Raw genomic sequence first — 16,619 nt, 5'->3', positions numbered from 1 at the left:
CCCATCAGACCCAGTCCTTATTCCGGAAGTACCAGAGCATGATCACGGTTAACCCCAGCATCCCCAGCAATATAATATACAGGGTATAGGGGCTGTGGGCCCCCGGCAAGGGTACATTCATCCCGAACAAACCGGTGATAAAAGTCAACGGCATCATAATGGTAGAGATAATGGTGAGATAGCGCATTACCTCGTTGGTGCGGTTGGAAACAATGGAATAATAGGTGTCCATAGCGCCATTGACCAGATCCCGGTAGGTATCGGTAGTGTCAATAATGCGTTCAATATTGTCCACCAGGTCCATATAATAAGGTTTATTCTCTTCCTGAATTTGAAAGGAATAACGCCCATTGACATTGGCAAAAATCCGCCGCTGAGGCATGATTACTTTTCGCAATAACAGGATGGTCCGCTTTAAGGCCAGGAACTCATCGGTTACTTCCTGAATGGGATTGACATATAGCTCATCTTCCAGTTCGTCAATCCGGACGCCAATCCGCTCCAGAATGGGGAAATATTCATCGATAATACCGTCCACCAGGTTATATAGCAAATAATCTGGCCCCCGCTGCATCAAGCGGCTGGTGTACCAGCACTGTTTCACTACCCGGGCCACACTGGACAGGGCATCCTTGTGAATGGTTACCAGGTAATTACTGCCCAGGAAAACATCCAGTTCCACAGTGGTAATCTCTTCATCGCTTTCCTCATCATAACGCAGGGAGTGGAAAACGAAGAAATAGTAATCATCATAGCGGTCAACCTTGGCCCGGGGACTTTCCTGCAAAACATCCTCTAAAGCCATTGGGTGAAACTGGAAGGCATTGGCCAGTAATTCCAGGTCCTTGGCGGTACAATCATAAATATCAATCCAGAGTAAATTGCGGGGGTCCTTGAGGTACTCATCCTTGCGGGATAGGTCGGCATCAAAGTAGATTTTGTTGGTGGCATGATCATAGAAATAAATGCAGAGCATGGCTACCCCCCTTTTCAGGCAGGGCCAACCACCTTTCCGGAGCGGGAAAAGGCAGTTGCCCACCGTTTATTCATTTGTTGCCAGTAACCCTCTCGACTGGGGCCTCCGTCCATTTTCCCCTCACCTCCGGTCTCTGCGGATTTCCTAACATTTAAACTATACTCCTGTATTATATGATTGTCAACAAAAAAGAGCTCTGCCACAAGGCAGAGCTCTAGATTTTTTTATTTATTATTTATCCCGCGTTACATCCCCTAGAGCTGCCTGGGCCGCAGCCAACCTGGCGATAGGAACCCGGTAAGGTGAACAGGAGACATAATCCAGACCGGCTTCCTGGCAGAAGAAGATGGATTTGGGCTCACCGCCGTGCTCACCACAGATACCCACCTTCAGTGCAGGGTTAGCCTGCCGTCCCAGCTGGGTAGCCATTTTCATCAATTTGCCAACTCCCCTGGTGTCCAGAACTATGAAGGGATTTTCAGCAAAGATCTTTTGATCCAGGTAGTCTTGCATGAACTTGCCTTCAGCATCATCACGGCTAAAGCCCAGGGTAGTCTGGGTCAGGTCATTGGTACCGAAGGAGAAGTAATCGGCATGGGGAGCGATTTCATCAGCGGTGACACAGGCCCGCGGCAGCTCGATCATGGTACCGACACTGATCGGCACCTCTACGCCATACTCAGCCATCACCTCTTTGGCAACCTGAACGCTCAGCTCCCGCAGTTTGCGCAATTCTTCCGCTTCAATTACCAGCGGAATCATCACTTCCGGTCGAGCGTCAACCCCCTCTTTGATCAGCTGGGCGGTTGCCTGATAGATAGCCCGTACTTGCATAGCATAGATTTCCGGCCAGGTGATGGCCAGGCGGCAACCGCGATGACCCAGCATGGGGTTAAACTCATGCAAGGCCCGGACTTTCTTGAGCAACTGTTCTTTAGCCTTAATCACCGCCGGGTCTCCACCGGTCAATTTCAGCGTAGTTATTTCCACTACCAGTTCTTCCTGATTGGGGAGGAACTCATGCAAAGGCGGATCCAGCAGACGGATATAGACTGGATAGCCAGCCATAGCTTTCAGGATGCCATAGAAGTCTTCCCTCTGCATGGGCAGCAGTTTGGCCAGGGCAGCTTCCCGTTCTTCTTTGTTCTCGGCCAGAATCATTTCCTGCACGATTGGCAACCGATCCTGGGCCATAAACATATGCTCAGTGCGGCAAAGGCCAATCCCTTCTGCCCCAAACTGGCGGGCCTTGGCAGCATCTTCCGGAGTATCCGCATTGGCCCGCACTTTCATGGTCCGGATTTCATCAGCCCAGCTCAGCAGCAGCTCAAATTCCGCGGAAATTTCCGGATCGATCATGGGTACCTGACCAGCGATAACCTGACCGGTAGCACCATCAATGGAAATGATATCTCCCTTGCGGAATACCCGCTCTCCAACCTGGAATTGCTCATTTTCATAATCGATCTTAATGGCCTCACAGCCACAAACACAGGGTTTGCCCATGCCGCGGGCCACCACAGCCGCATGACTGGTCATACCACCGCGGGAAGTCAAAATCCCTTGAGCCTGGATTATACCATGGATGTCATCAGGAGTGGTTTCCATTCTGACCAGGATAACCTTTTCCCCATTCAGTCCCAGCTTCTCAGCTTCATCAGCATCAAATACCACCTGGCCGGATGCAGCGCCCGGAGATGCCGGCAAGCCTTTGGCCACAACATCCAGTTTGGCATTGGGGTCAATACGGCGATGCAGCAACTGGTTCAGGGATGCGGGTTCAATCCGCTGGATAGCAGTTTTCCTGTCAATCAGCCCTTCATTGACCATATCAACAGCAATTTTCAGAGCTGCTGCTGCAGTCCGCTTACCAGTCCGGGTTTGCAGAATATAGAGTTTGCCCCGTTCAATGGTGAACTCGATATCCTGCATATCTTTATAATGGTTTTCCAGGATTTTGCATACTGCCACAAATTGCTGATAAACTTCCGGCATTTCTGCCTGCAAGGTAGAAATGGGTTGAGGTGTTCTGATTCCGGCTACCACATCCTCACCCTGGGCATTAATCAGATACTCACCATAGAGAACAGGTTCCCCGGTGCTGGGGTTACGGGTAAAAGCAACCCCGGTACCGCAGTCATTGCCCATATTACCAAAGACCATGGTCTGAACATTCACTGCTGTACCCAGATGGTCAGGAATGCCATTTATCTTGCGGTAAACAATGGCCCGCTGGTTATTCCAGGAGCGGAATACTGCCTTAACAGCCAGCAGCAACTGTTCCATGGGATCCTGGGGGAAATCCACCCCGGCTTCCCGCCGGGTAATGGCCTTGTACTCCTTTACCACTTCCCGCAAGGTAGCGACATCCAGTTCGTGGTCATAGTGGACGCCCAGCCGCTCTTTGTGTTTTTCCAGAACGGTTTCAAACTGGTAATGAGGTACTTCCAGCACCACATCACTGAACATTTGAATGAACCGGCGATAGCAGTCCAGGGCAAACCGTTCGTTACTGGTGGCCCGGGCCAGCCCTTCCACCGTCTGGTCATTCAGACCCAGGTTAAGGATAGTATCCATCATCCCGGGCATGGAAAACTTGGCACCGGAGCGCACGGATACCAGCAAGGGGTTGTTTTCATCCCCAAACTTCTTACCGATTTGCTTTTCCACCTGGGCCAGAGCTTCCTTGATCTGGTCAACCAGGCCGGCGGGGAACTGCTGACCATTGGCATAGTACTCATTACAGGCCTCAGTGGTAATGGTCAAACCAGGAGGTACCGGTAGACCAATATTGGTCATTTCCGCCAGGTTGGCTCCTTTCCCTCCCAACAAGTCCCGCATGTCCGCTTTTCCTTCCTGGAAAAGGTATACCCACTTCTTAGACATACTTGTTTCTCTCCCCCTTGTAGAAAATTTCCAAAACGCGGCTGGCTGTTTCCTCCACCGCCTTATTGGTCACATCAATAATCGGACAGCCGATTTTTTTCATAATACTCTCAGCATAGTCCAGTTCCAGTAAAATCCGCTCCATGGAAGCATATTCGGCACTGGATGTCAGGCCCAGGGTTTTAAGGCGCTCCTGCCGGATGATATTGAGCTGTTCCGGCTTGATGGTCAAACCGATCACCTTGCGCGGTGGCAATTTGAACAGCTCTTCCGGGGGAGGCACTTCCGGTACCAGTGGCACATTGGCCGCCTTGATGCGCTTATGAGCCAGATACATACAGAGCGGAGTTTTGGAAGTACGACTAACCCCGATTATAACAATATCGGCGTGAGTAATACCCCTGGGATCCTTGCCATCATCATACTTGACAGCGAATTCGATAGCCTCCACCTTGCGGAAGTATTCTTCATCTATGCGGTGAACCAGACCGGGTTTGAGCTTAGGCTCTGTTGCCATCACCAGACTGAGGGCATCCATCATCGGCCCCATAATATCCACCTGGGGCAGATCTCTGGCTTCCTCCTGTAAAATCCGGCGTAATTCCGGCAATACCAGGGTATAGGCCAAAGCCGCTCCATCAGCCCGGGCCTGATCGATGACCTCCCGCAAATATTCAGCATCATGCACATAGGGAACCCGCTTGATGATCAGACTTTCCCCTTCTGAGTTAAACTGGCTCAGGGCTGCCTTCACTACAAACTCAGCGGTTTCCCCGATGGAGTCTGAAAGTACATAAACTACCGGCTTAGAGTTTTCCCGGGATATGGAAATCCCCTCCTCCTTGCACCAGCTCTACAAATAGCCTGGTGATATTGGTTTTGGTTAGTCTACCTACTACTTGCCAGCTTTCAGTCCCATCTTCTTCATTCATGGGTTTGACTACTGGCAATGCATCCACCTCATGAGCGATCAGCTTCTGGGCAGCCTTGAAAACACTTTCCTCCGGTGTAGTGGTAATGATATTGGGCATCCTGGTCATAACAATCCCAATCGGCAGTTTATGCAAATCACTGCCACCGATAGCTACCTTGAGCAAATCCTTGCGGGAAACAACTCCTTCCAGCCGTCCCTCACTGGTAACCACAAACAGGGTGCCCACGTCTTCCGTAAACATGGTGACTACCGCATCATAAGCCGTGGCGGTATCCACCACTACCTTGGGCAGGGAATGAACATCCCCTACCTTGATGGACATCAGCTTTTCAGTAAAAGGATTTGGCACTGAACGTCCGGAATAGAAATAGCCTACCCGGGGTCTGGCTTCCAAAAGACCCGCCATAGTCAATATGGCCAGATCAGGCCTTAAGGTGGCCCTGGTCAAATTCAGCCGTTCGGCTATCTGCTCCCCTGTAATTGGCCCTTCTTCCTTAACAATCCGGATGATCTCAGCCTGGCGTTTGGTCAGTTCTATAGTCCTCACCGCCTTCGCTAATAAGGAAATGTGTCATACTATTTCCTGTTGCTCTGATAAATATTATATACTATATTTCTTTTTGTTTTCCTGCTATTTGTTAAAAAAAATTATTGAGCTCCGGCAAATGCCTCCTGTATCACCTGTTCTATCCGGTGACTTACTTCTGCTTCACTCCATCCAGTTTCTATTTTGCCCAGCCAGAGGAGATATTCAATATTTCCTTCCGGACCCTTAATAGGCGAATAGTCCAGCCCCAGGATACTAAACCCCTGCTCCCGGGCCATGGCCGTTACCTTCTCCAGCACTTCCTTATGTACACCGGGGTCCCGTACTACCCCTTTTTTACCCACTTTCTCCCGGCCTGCCTCAAACTGGGGCTTGACCAGGGCGATTACCTGGGCATCAGCGCTGCTGAGCTCCCAGGCCCTGGGCAATACCAGCCCCAGGGAGATAAAACTGGTATCAATCACCACCCTTTCCGGCACCAGGGGTAGTTCCTCTTTGGTCAAGTAGCGGATATTGGTGCGCTCCAGATTCAGCACCCGCGGGTTCTGACGCAGTTTCCAGGCCAGCTGCCCATAGCCGACATCGACGGCAATCACCTGGCGAGCTCCATAGTGCAGGCAGACATCGGTAAATCCACCGGTACTGGCCCCGATATCCAGCACCACCCGGTCTTTTACAGAAAAGGCAAAGACCCGCAGGGCCTTTTCCAGTTTCAGTCCCCCCCGGCTGACCCAGGGAAAGTCCTCCCCTTTAATTTTGATTTCCACTTCCTCAGCCACCATTTCCCCGGCTTTATCCACTTTTCTGCCTTGCACAAAAACGAGACCGGCCATAATGGCCGCCTTAGCCCTTTCCCTGCTGGAAAAAAAGCCCTTCTCAACCAGAAGGGCATCCAATCGCTTTTTGCTCATTATTCTGTTCACCTCTATTTCCCTGCAACCAGAATGGTTTTTTGCTGGCGCTTTGCCAGCATTTCCAGACAACTGGCCTTGATGCCGTCCTGATTCAGGCAATAGATAGCTTTCAGCTCTTCCACCCGGCCGTGTTCAATGAATTGGTCGGGCAAACCCAGCATGGTCACTTCCTGTCGTTGATAACCATTTTGATGGAGGAACTCCAGAATGGCTGAACCAAAACCGCCGGCCAGGACATGGTTTTCCACCGTTAACCAGGGCGTATTGGTAGCTACCAATCGATGCAGCAGATCCTCATCCAGGGGTTTTACAAACCGCATATTAACAACCCCGATATCCAGCCCCTCTCCTGCCAGCTCTTCTGCCGCTGCCAGCGCATCATAAACCAGAGAGCCCAGAGCCAGAATCCAGCCCTGACTGCCTTCCCGCAGCACTTCCGCCTTACCCAGGGGCAGCTGGCGTAGCTGCTGTTCCAGCGGCACTCCGATGCCGTTCCCCCGGGGATAGCGCAGGGCAATAGGGCCATCATGCTGGATAGCAGTATAAAGCATATGGCGTAATTCATTTTCATCTTTAGGTTCCATCAAAACCAGATTGGGGATGGAACGCAGATAGGCAATATCAAAAACACCGTGATGGGTGGGACCATCTTCCCCCACCAGGCCAGCCCTGTCCATGGCCAGCACCACCGGCAGCTTTTGTAAACAGACATCATGTAGCACCTGGTCATAGGCTCTTTGCAAAAAAGTACTATAAATAGCCACCACCGGCTTTAATCCCTGGGTAGCCATTCCGGCCGCCAGGGTAACGGCATGTTGTTCTGCAATCCCTACATCAAAAAAACGATGGGGAATTTCCCTGGCAAAATGGTACAGTCCAGTCCCGGTAGGCATCGCTGCCGTAATAGCCACAATCCGGGCATCCTGCTGTCCCAGTGCCACCAGCTCCCGGCCAAAGGCTTCGGTGTAAGAGATGGGCCCCGTGCCGCCAGCACTCTGTCCGGTAGCTATATCAAAAGGACCGGTGCCATGAAACTTGTCAGGATTCTCCTCTGCCGGCAAATAGCCTTTGCCTTTTTTGGTAATCACATGCACCAGCACCGGCCCTGTCAAAGCTTTGGCATCATGCAGCACCTTTTTCAGTGCCGCTAGATCATGACCGGGGATGGGACCAAGATAGGTAAAGCCCAGCTCCTCGAAGAGCATACCAGGCACTACCAGGTGTTTGACACTATCCTTGAGACGGTTAGCCAGTTGCAACATCTTGGGACCGATATTGGGGATACGCTTTAATATGTATTCAATTTCCTCTTTTCCCTTATAATACTTGGGGTCAGTGCGCATGCGGGTCAGGTAGGAAGAAAGGGCCCCTACATTTTCAGCAATGGACATTTCATTATCATTCAAGATCACAATCAAATCGGTTTTGGTGTGTCCGGCATGGTTTAACGCCTCAAAAGCCATACCTCCGGTAAGAGCCCCATCACCGATTACAGCCACCACTTTAAAATCCTCTTTTTTCATATCCCGGGCCAGGGCAATGCCCAGAGCAGCGGAAATAGAAGTGGAACTGTGCCCGGTAGCGAAAATGTCATGGGGGCTTTCCTCCCGCTTGGGAAAGCCGGAAATTCCCCCCAGCTGACGCAAAGTAGCAAACCGATCCCGCCGGCCCGTTAGCAGTTTATGAACATAAGCCTGGTGGCCCACATCCCAGATAATTTTATCTGCAGGGGAATTGAACACACGGTGCAAGGCGATGGTCAGCTCCACAACCCCCAGATTGGGCGCCAGATGTCCTCCCGTTCTGGAGGTAACTTCAATCAGTTCCCGGCGAATTTCTTCCGCCAGCTGTTTTAGCTGGTTCAAGGTTAATCCCTGCAAATCTTCCGGTCCATTGATCTGACTAAGAATTGAAGTGGTCATTCCTCTTTCTCCCGCCCTTGCTATTTTTCTTGTCCGGCCACAGCGTCCAGCCTGTTTGCCTTTCAATCCAGGCCAGGCACCGGCCGACCAGGAAGATGATTTCTTCTGCATGGTCAATGGCCAGCTTTTTCCCACCAGCCTTGCCTCCGACGGTAACAGCAGCAATTAAACCGGTCATGATGGTGCCCAACCAGGCTTTATTCCAGTCCGGATGACTGCTGACTAATAAAAAAACGATAGTTGCTCCCAGTCCACCACTGACTGTACCGCAAATATCACCAATCACATCATTACAAAAAGAGGCCACTTTATCAGCATGATTGAGGAGAGAAATCGCCTGTTTTGCGCCTGGAATTTTTCGCGCTGCTTTGGCATGAAACGGAGCTACTGCAGCAGCCGTGGCTGCCACTCCGATCATATCAAAAATAATGCCTACAGCGATGATAATTAACAGAAAGGGCAAAGCCGCCAGTGCCGAGGGAAATCGGTTTACAACCGCTTCCGTCCCACTGCTGATAGCCATAGCTGTAAAGAAAGTCAATAAACCTACAACTAAAACCTGGCGCCGCACCTGTGCCCTCAATTTATGATTATTATTACCCAATCCGGTCACCTCTTAAATGATAAAAAAAAATATATGTAACAGCTACTACTGGCAGGTGGTAGTCTGCTGAGTAAACGTTGTGGCTTCAGGTCCAGTAGGTTTTCCCAGACGATGCTCCTCTGCGTCGCCGCATGAGGCGGTTTCCCCTTTCCCATCGTTTTGCCGCGTCACCGCCGGCAAGACTGGATTACCACTTAGTCCACACTTTAATCCCCAGCAAACTCCATCTCTGGTGGGCAGCCTAGGAAATTTCTTCGGCGACCGCCGGCGTCTTCTAGCCTCTTTTGCAGATGCAGTTTCAGGCGACAGGTCCCTTAACCTCGGCGCCATCGGTTAAAAGGCCTGATAGCTCGCCATCCTCTACACCCGCTCAAGGCAGGCTACACTGCACCCACCATCCTGCCGTAACAGGATAATGAATTGCAGGTTCAACCCCAAGCCATAGCTTCCTACTCGCCATAGGTCACCACGCACTTGGGCCTCCGCGGAAGCGGGGTCAACGCCCACATGCCCTTGTGGATCGCCCCATCTTCCTTAACTCCCAGCACCAACCCCCGACGGGGCGTCGAAAGCCGACACCAGGAACTTCATCGATGTGCCCTTTGACGGATTTTTAGGCCCGCCTTCAAAAACGCTGCGGCCGACTAGGATACTGCACCACCTGCCACCGTAGCGGCCAGGCTGATGAATCATTGCTCAATAAATATTATATGCTATTTTGCTGTTCTTAGCAATTCGCCCTGTCAGCTGCTACAGTCTATCATAATCCATCTAAGCATGCAACAGCTAATTAATGCCAGACCAGTAGCTATTGCTCTCGTTTTAATAAAAATAAAGCTGTTTCCTTCAAAAATTCAGCCTTTGCGCCGAAAATCCCTAAAGCCGTAATGGCAGCGGTTACAGCCTTTTCCGCCATGATCCGGGCCTGTTCCAGTCCATATAGTGAAGGATAGGTGGCCTTGCAGTTTTTCAGGTCTGAATTTTTATCCTTGCCCATTTTGGCCGGGTCTCCGGTAATGTCCAGGATATCATCGGTGATTTGAAAAGCCAGGCCCAGTTGTTCAGCATAGTGGGATAAAGCTGCTAGTTGTTCAGGGGTAGCACCACCTATCAGGCCTCCCACCCTGACAGCTGCCCGGAAAAGGGCCCCCGTTTTGCGGCGATGGATTTTTTCCAGCTGTTCCCCATTAACTTGTTGCCCCTGGGCCTCCATATCCGCCATTTGCCCACCAATCATGCCCTGAGTACCTGCAGCCTCGGCAATTTCCCTGATTACCCGTAATGCGATTTCCGGACTTACACCAGCCCCCGGTAAATGCGCGGCCAGCAATTCAAAGGCCAGGGTCAACAGGGCATCTCCTGCCAGAATGGCTGTTGCTTCACCAAAGACTTTATGATTGGTAGGTTTACCCCGGCGGTAATCATCATTATCCATAGCCGGCAAATCATCATGAATCAGGGAATAGGTGTGGATCATTTCCAGTGCTGCTGCTGCCGGCAGAGCAGCCTGAACTTCTCCCCCTACTGCTTCCACAGCCCCCAAAACCAGGGCTGGGCGTAAACGTTTGCCCCCGGCAAAAAGACTATAGAGCATAGCCTCATGTAGGCGCCCTGGCTCCAGTTCTGGTCCGGGTAACACCTCTTCGAGCCAGTCCTCTACCAGTCTGTTTTTTGCCAGTAATTGCTCCTGCCACTTTTGCAAATCCATCTCCACCCTCTATTCCAGTGTCGCTTCCTGTAACTCAATTTTAGCATTAGACTGAGCCTGTAACAATAACAGTTTCCCTTCAGCAGCCTGCAGCTTTTCCTGGCAAAGACGGACCAGTTTTACCCCTTCTTCAAAGGCACGCAAGGCATCTTCCAGGGGCAACTGCCCTCGTTCCAGCTGGCTGACAATGCGTTCGAGCTTTTGCATTGCCTCTTCATAGCTCAGTTGCTTATCCATTCATTTTCCTCCTAACCGCCTGAACTTGACAATCTACTTCCCCATCCTTCATATGCAGGGTCAGTCCTTGTCCAGTCTGAACCTGTTCTACTGAAGTCACTACTTCCTGTTCCCTTCGGCAGAAGGCGTAACCTCGCTCCAGCACCTTTAAAGGACTTAAGGCATTTAGAGCTGCTACTGTCTTCTCCAGGCGATGCTGTTTTTGCAGATATACATTTTCGGCAGCAGTCTGCAATTTTCCTGCTATCCTTTCAACCTCCTGCCATTTCCGCTCAAAATAGAGCTGAGGTTGCTGCAATATAGGCCGGGAAGCCAGTTGTTCCAGCCGCTGTCGTTCCCAGCGAAAACGATTGCTGATAGCAGCCCTTAAGCGCTGGGCCATTTCTGCCGTACGGCCCAGCAGTTCCTGTAAGACTGGAACCGCCAGTTCCGCCGCATTGGAAGGGGTGGAAGCGCGGACATCAGCCACCAGATCAGCCAGGGTAACATCACTTTCATGCCCGATAGCAGCAATCACCGGCAGGGGACAGGCAGCAATGGCCCGTACTACTATTTCCGAATTGAAGGCAGCCAGATCTTCAGTGGCTCCTCCGCCTCGACCTACAATCACCAGGTCTGCCCCCGTGTGAGCTGCTGCCAGTTCTAATCCAGCTTTGATGGAGGCAGGCGCCTCTTCACCCTGTACCTGCACATCCACAATCACGATCTCAATAATGGGAAAACGCTGGCGCAGTATTTTTACCATATCCCGTACTGCTGCTCCCTGCCGGGAAGTAACCAGGGCTATCCGACGAGGTAAAGGCGGCAAAGGCCTTTTGCGGGCAGTGCTGAACAGCCCCTCTGCCTCCAGTTTACGCTTCAGCTGTTCCAGCTGCAACTGGCTGCTGCCAATGCCATAGGGCTGGATATCTTCGGCGTAGAGCTGATAGATCCCATTCGGCAGAAAAACATTGATACTGCCCAGGACCAGCACCTCCATACCGGCCCGGGGTTGAAAACGTAGATTGGCTGCCTGTTGCCGGAACATAACGCATTTAAGCTGGCTTTCCTGGTCTTTCAGGGTAAAATAGCAGTGACCGGAAAGGCGATGGCGGGTAAATTCCGCTATCTCCCCTTTAATCCAGACTCTTTTAAGCAGATAATTGGTCTCCAGGCTCTGTTTGATCAGGCTGTTCAGTTCTGTCACTGTCCAGAAAGTTTTTCCCGTCATCTTTTGCCCTCCGCAGATAAAATAGAAGGCAGCCGCTGGCTGCCTTACTTGTTCATAAGATATTCGTGAATGGCAGTAGCCGCTACCCGGCCTGCACCCATAGCCTTAATAACAGTAGCTGCACCGGTCACCACATCACCACCGGCATAGACTCCTGGCTTAGAAGTAGCTCCTGTTTCTTCACTGGCCATAATATTGCCTTTCCGGTTGGTTTCCAAACCTTTGGTAGTGCGCGGTACCAAAGGATTGGGACCCTGACCGATCGCCACTACTACTGTATCCACTTCCATGATGAAATTGGAGCCTTCGATAGGCACAGGGCTGCGGCGCCCGGACGCATCGGGTTCACCCAGCTCATAACGCAGGCATTCCATGGCTGTCACCCAGCCCTGCTCATTGCCCAGCAGGCGAATGGGATTGGTCAACAGCTGGAACTTGATGCCTTCTTCTTCCGCATGATGGATTTCTTCCAAACGAGCCGGCATTTCTTCCCGGGAACGGCGATAGACAATATATACTTCCTCTGCCCCCAGCCGCTTGGCAGTTCTGGCAGCATCCATGGCTACGTTCCCGGCACCCAGAATGGCCGCCCGCTTACCAACCTTAATAGGAGTGGCATACTCGGGGAAGAGATAGCCCTTCATCAGGTTGGTTCTGGTCAGGAATTCATTGGCTGAATAGACGCCGTTCAGGTTTTCCCCGGGAATACCCAGGAAGTAGGGCAAACCTGCACCGGTGCCGATGAACACCGCATCAAAGCCTTCCTGCTCCATCAGCTCATCCACAGTGATGCTCTTGCCGACCACGGCATTAACGATGATTTCTACCCCCATTTTGCGCAGATTATCAATTTCCTGCTGCACAATCCGCTTGGGCAAACGGAACTCAGGGATACCATACATCAACACCCCACCGGGGACATGCAGAGCTTCAAATATAGTTACCTTATGGCCCAGCTTGGCCAGGTCAGCTGCTGCTGTCAGGCCCGCCGGCCCGGAACCGATAATAGCCACTTTCTTACCAGTGGGAGGAGCAACCTCTGGTACTTCCACCCCATGGGCCATTTCCCAGTCAGCGGCAAAACGCTCCAGCCGGCCAATCCCTACCGGCTCGCCTTTCTTGGCCATTACACAGTTCTTTTCACACTGGTTTTCCTGAGGACATACCCGGCCACAAACAGCAGGCAACAGGTTTTTCGTCTTAATGGTCCGAATGGCCCCGGCAAAATCCTTTTCCTTGATTTTAGCGATAAACTGAGGAATAGGCACTTGTACAGGACAGCCCTTGACACAGGGTTCATTTTTACAGCTGAGACAGCGATTAGCTTCCTGAACCGCCAGTTCTTCCGTATAACCCAGTGCTACTTCATCGAAGTTTCTGGCCCGTACTGCCGGGTCCTGTTCCGGGATCGGAGTTTTCTTCAGGACCAGCTCCTTTTTGCCTTTTTCTAGTGACATCCGCAACCACCCCCGCAACTGCCAGCTGCCCTGGCCCGTGCTTCTTCATCCTTGAAAATCTGGGCCCGCCGCATTTGTTCAGCAAAATCCACCAGATGGCCGTCAAATTCCGGACCATCCACACAGGTGAATTTAGTTTCTCCGCCCACGGTGACCCGGCAGGCACCGCACATGCCTGTGCCATCCACCATGATGGAGTTCAAGCTGACAATAGTCTTGATACCATAGGGTCTGGTTACTTCTGCCACTGCCCGCATCATGGGCAAGGGACCGATAGCATATACCAGATCGATTTTTTCGCCCTGGTCGATCATTTCCTGCAAGACCTGGGTTACAAATCCATGGCGGCCATAAGAACCGTCATCAGTGGTAACATGCAGGGTCTGAGAAACTGCCCGCATCTCCTCTTCCCAGAACAAAAGATCCTTGCAACGGGCTCCGATAATGGAAGTCACCCGGTTGCCAGCCTTGTACAATTCCCGGGTAATGGGAAACATGGGGGCGATACCCACGCCACCGCCGATACAGACCACATGACCAAAATTGTCGATTTCCGACTCATGGCCTAAAGGTCCAACAAAATCCAGAACAGCATCTCCCTCATTGAGACAGCCCAATTTCTGGGTAGTATAGCCAACCTCGGCAAAAATAATGGTAATAGTGCCTTTTTCTTTATTAAAGTCGGCAATGGTCAAGGGAATCCGTTCCCCTTTTTCGTCTACCCGCAGGATAATGAACTGTCCCGCCTTGGCATTGCGAGCAACCAGTGGCGCTTCAATTTCCATCAGCTTGATATTTTCCGACAGCGCCTGTTTGCGTAAAATCCGGTACACTCCTTCTTCCCCTCCCTCATAAAATATAATTGTCTTCAATTTTTTATTTATTCTCGCCAATTGGACTAATTCCTGCCGTCAGCGGTAATTTTTTTAACAAATTATAACGGGCCAGTAGAGCCGGACCCAGGGCATTGTCCCCGCTGTATCTCGCCTCTGCAAAAAATAGCCTTATACCCAGGGCAGGATGTTCCAGCCGCTTTCTTAATTTCTGCCTTAAAAACTGGTTGGCCGCTACACCGCCCACCAGCAGCACATCCTTAAGACCAGTCTGCTCCCGCCCATACAGAATCAGCTTTTCCAGGCCTTTAGCCAGACAGCTTTCCACCGCTCTGGCTACCGCTGCCGCCGGTTCCCCAGCTGCGATGGCCTTGTAGGCCTGGGTCTCAGCCCCGCTTAAATGCAACCAGCCCTGCTGGCAGGGGATGGATAAAGGTTTAATAGGGCCAGACCAGGTGCGAGCCAGCTGCTCTAAGGCCGGGCCCGCGGGAAAGGTAAGCCCAAGGGCCACACCTATCCGGTCCACCAGCTGCCCGGCATGGAGGTCTTTGCTACCCCCCAGCTGCTTAATCCGATAAAAACTTCCTTGCTCCTCAACCCGGCGCACTTCCAGCAGGTCAGTAGTGCCTCCTGACAGGTGAATAGCCAAAAAAGCAGAAGCTTCGGGCCCACCGGCAGATGCCAGCCCTGCGGCTAGATGGCCTTCCTGATGGGAAACCTCCACTACCGCCGCTCCACAAAAAGCAGCCAGAGCCCGGGCCAGGGTTTCTCCTGCCTTAAAAACCGGCATATAGCTGTCCTCCCGGGGCCGGGGCCTAACGCTTACCCCAATGGCTGCCACCCGGGCGGGGTCCGCCTGGCCCAGCACTTCTCCGGCCAGTTCCTGCAGCTGCCCTAAATGCAAAAACAGGGCCTCACTTTGTCTCAGGCCCCGTTCACCTTGCTTTACGGGCAAGAGCTTTCTCCTTTCCGCCAGCAGCTTCCCCTCTGCATCTACCAGTGCCAGTGAAGTACAATAATTGCTGGTATCAATGCCGAGAAAGAGATCTCTCATCCTTTTTCAGCTCCTTGAGCATCCGGCCCAGAATACCGTTAATAAAGCGGCTGGAATCTTTATCCCCATATCGTTTGGCCAGTTCCACCGCTTCATTGACAGCCACTGCCGGGGGTATGTCCTCCCGGTGCAGGAGTTCAAAAGCCCCCAGCCGCAAAATGTTGCGGTCCACGACACCCATGCGCCGTACAGGCCAACCTTCACTTCGTTGTTCGATTTCCTCATCCAGCTGGGACCTGCAGGATAACACTCCTGTGACCAGTTCGCGGGCAAAAGTGACTGCTTCCTGGGGCAAGGCAAACTCTTCTGTCAGGTGTACCAGAGTATCCTGCCAATCGCTTTCACTTAAATCCAGCTGATAAAGGGTTTGTAATGCTGCTTCTCGGCCCTGTCTACGTATCACTGTTTTGCCTCCTTATCAAGCGCTCGGTCCAGAATCTGCCTTCACCGCGTTCCCAGCGGCTACCCAAATAAAAACCGCCAGCAACACAGGCCAACAGAAAAACAGCTTTAAACAGCCCATAATGGATAGTAAGCCAGCCAAAAACCAATCCTATAAGTGCACCGGCTGTTTTACCCGGATGTTCTACTATTAATGTTTCCATGATTTCTCTCCACATTCCTCTCACCTGACCTTTCCGCTGCTGGTAGTGGTTTCAGGCTGCAGGGAGGTGACCAGTATCCGAATCTGATTGACTTCCAGCCCCACCACTTGCGCCAGCCGCTGCTTGATCTCCTCCTGCAGGGAGGTCAGCAGTTCAGGCAGATTTAACTCACCGCTGACGGTTAGGCGAATCAGAATCTGCAACCCGGCCGGAGTCATGGCCAGCTGAGCCCGGCATTCCCGCACTCCGGGCAACTGGAAGGCAGTCCTGGAAACCAGTCCGGTAATGGCTTCCACACTGATATGTACTTGACCCAGTGGATTGTCTTTAATCAAAATATGGGGGATAACCCGGCGTTCAAAAACGGAAATGAGAAAGCGTACACTCAATAAAAACAGAATAACAGCCAGAACAAACATAGCATAGCGAAAATTGCTAGAACCCATGCTTTCTTCCAGTAAAAAAGCAGGCAAATTCCAGCCCAGGCTGTAAAGAGCCAGTATTACCATTCCTAAACCAACGATAAAAGAATACACTGCCAGGAGAAAACGGTCAAGAGCGCGCATGTTTTTATCTCCTTTCTATCTATATGTACAATTGTAATTTATTCGCTTTTATTACCTTATTTCCTGCCGGGAACCAGGGATTTTTACCTTTGTTAATTTAATGTTAATCTTCTGTAAATTGTCTTGTCGAAAGAGCACGATAAGGATAAAATCAGAGTGGCGATTT

At 51.5% G+C, this 16,619-nt stretch carries 16 protein-coding genes; all 16 read right to left on the bottom strand.

Going from position 1 to position 16,619, the window contains the following annotated elements; translation table 11 throughout:
• Window positions 1–4: 4 nt before the first annotated feature.
• Window positions 5–976 (bottom strand): magnesium/cobalt transporter CorA, encoded by a 972-nt coding sequence (gene corA / locus CTH_RS04895; protein WP_078665140.1) that lies wholly within the window; start codon window positions 974–976, stop codon window positions 5–7.
• A 231-nt stretch (window positions 977–1,207) separates the two neighbouring features.
• Window positions 1,208–3,862, bottom strand: coding sequence for a pyruvate, phosphate dikinase (gene ppdK / locus CTH_RS04890; protein WP_107753228.1), 2,655 nt, complete (start codon window positions 3,860–3,862; stop codon window positions 1,208–1,210).
• Window positions 3,855–4,694 (bottom strand): pyruvate, water dikinase regulatory protein, encoded by an 840-nt coding sequence (locus CTH_RS04885; protein WP_078665142.1) that lies wholly within the window; start codon window positions 4,692–4,694, stop codon window positions 3,855–3,857. The genes ppdK and CTH_RS04885 overlap by 8 nt, the downstream gene beginning before the upstream one ends.
• On the bottom strand, window positions 4,669–5,334 hold the full coding sequence (ccpN, locus tag CTH_RS04880) for a transcriptional regulator CcpN (RefSeq protein ID WP_078665165.1): 666 nt from the start codon (window positions 5,332–5,334) through the stop codon (window positions 4,669–4,671). Before ccpN ends, CTH_RS04885 begins: the two co-directional genes overlap by 26 nt.
• Before the next feature lie 110 nt (window positions 5,335–5,444).
• A complete protein-coding gene (locus CTH_RS04875) occupies window positions 5,445–6,254 on the bottom strand; it encodes a TlyA family RNA methyltransferase (protein WP_078665143.1) in 810 nt (269 codons plus the stop codon).
• Between the two features lie 14 nt (window positions 6,255–6,268).
• The gene (gene dxs / locus CTH_RS04870; protein ID WP_078665144.1) at window positions 6,269–8,179 is read right to left on the bottom strand and encodes a 1-deoxy-D-xylulose-5-phosphate synthase; all 1,911 of its coding nucleotides are present in this window, start codon (window positions 8,177–8,179) and stop codon (window positions 6,269–6,271) included.
• Window positions 8,160–8,783: a hypothetical protein gene (locus CTH_RS04865; RefSeq protein ID WP_078665145.1), complete on the bottom strand. Its 624-nt coding sequence runs from the start codon at window positions 8,781–8,783 to the stop codon at window positions 8,160–8,162. The genes dxs and CTH_RS04865 overlap by 20 nt, the downstream gene beginning before the upstream one ends.
• A gap of 808 nt (window positions 8,784–9,591) precedes the next feature.
• On the bottom strand, window positions 9,592–10,491 hold the full coding sequence (locus CTH_RS04860; protein ID WP_078665146.1) for a polyprenyl synthetase family protein: 900 nt from the start codon (window positions 10,489–10,491) through the stop codon (window positions 9,592–9,594).
• 9 nt (window positions 10,492–10,500) lie between these two features.
• Window positions 10,501–10,728, bottom strand: a complete 228-nt coding sequence (gene xseB, locus CTH_RS04855) for an exodeoxyribonuclease VII small subunit (protein WP_107753226.1) — start codon at window positions 10,726–10,728, stop codon at window positions 10,501–10,503.
• Window positions 10,721–11,938 (bottom strand): exodeoxyribonuclease VII large subunit, encoded by a 1,218-nt coding sequence (gene xseA / locus CTH_RS04850; RefSeq protein ID WP_079906427.1) that lies wholly within the window; start codon window positions 11,936–11,938, stop codon window positions 10,721–10,723. Before xseA ends, xseB begins: the two co-directional genes overlap by 8 nt.
• Window positions 11,939–11,982: 44 nt before the next feature.
• Window positions 11,983–13,395 (bottom strand): NADPH-dependent glutamate synthase, encoded by a 1,413-nt coding sequence (gene gltA / locus CTH_RS04845; RefSeq protein ID WP_078665149.1) that lies wholly within the window; start codon window positions 13,393–13,395, stop codon window positions 11,983–11,985.
• Entirely contained in the window at window positions 13,386–14,228 is an 843-nt protein-coding gene (locus CTH_RS04840; RefSeq protein WP_078665150.1) for a sulfide/dihydroorotate dehydrogenase-like FAD/NAD-binding protein, read from the bottom strand. The genes gltA and CTH_RS04840 overlap by 10 nt, the downstream gene beginning before the upstream one ends.
• 43 nt (window positions 14,229–14,271) lie before the next feature.
• Entirely contained in the window at window positions 14,272–15,282 is a 1,011-nt protein-coding gene (locus tag CTH_RS04835; RefSeq protein ID WP_078665151.1) for a Kae1-like domain-containing protein, read from the bottom strand.
• Window positions 15,257–15,685 (bottom strand): transcription antitermination factor NusB, encoded by a 429-nt coding sequence (gene nusB, locus CTH_RS04830; protein ID WP_078665152.1) that lies wholly within the window; start codon window positions 15,683–15,685, stop codon window positions 15,257–15,259. The genes CTH_RS04835 and nusB overlap by 26 nt, the downstream gene beginning before the upstream one ends.
• On the bottom strand, window positions 15,675–15,887 hold the full coding sequence (locus CTH_RS04825) for a DUF2273 domain-containing protein (RefSeq protein WP_242952043.1): 213 nt from the start codon (window positions 15,885–15,887) through the stop codon (window positions 15,675–15,677). The genes nusB and CTH_RS04825 overlap by 11 nt, the downstream gene beginning before the upstream one ends.
• Window positions 15,888–15,907: 20 nt before the next feature.
• The gene (amaP, locus tag CTH_RS04820; RefSeq protein ID WP_078665154.1) at window positions 15,908–16,453 is read right to left on the bottom strand and encodes an alkaline shock response membrane anchor protein AmaP; all 546 of its coding nucleotides are present in this window, start codon (window positions 16,451–16,453) and stop codon (window positions 15,908–15,910) included.
• Window positions 16,454–16,619: the final 166 nt, after the last annotated feature.

Origin of the sequence: Carboxydocella thermautotrophica, assembly GCA_003054495.1 — a bacterium.
Lineage (GTDB): Bacteria > Bacillota.
The sequence above is the reverse complement of the archived record's forward strand: the minus strand, read 5'-3'. Positions and strand labels throughout refer to the sequence as shown.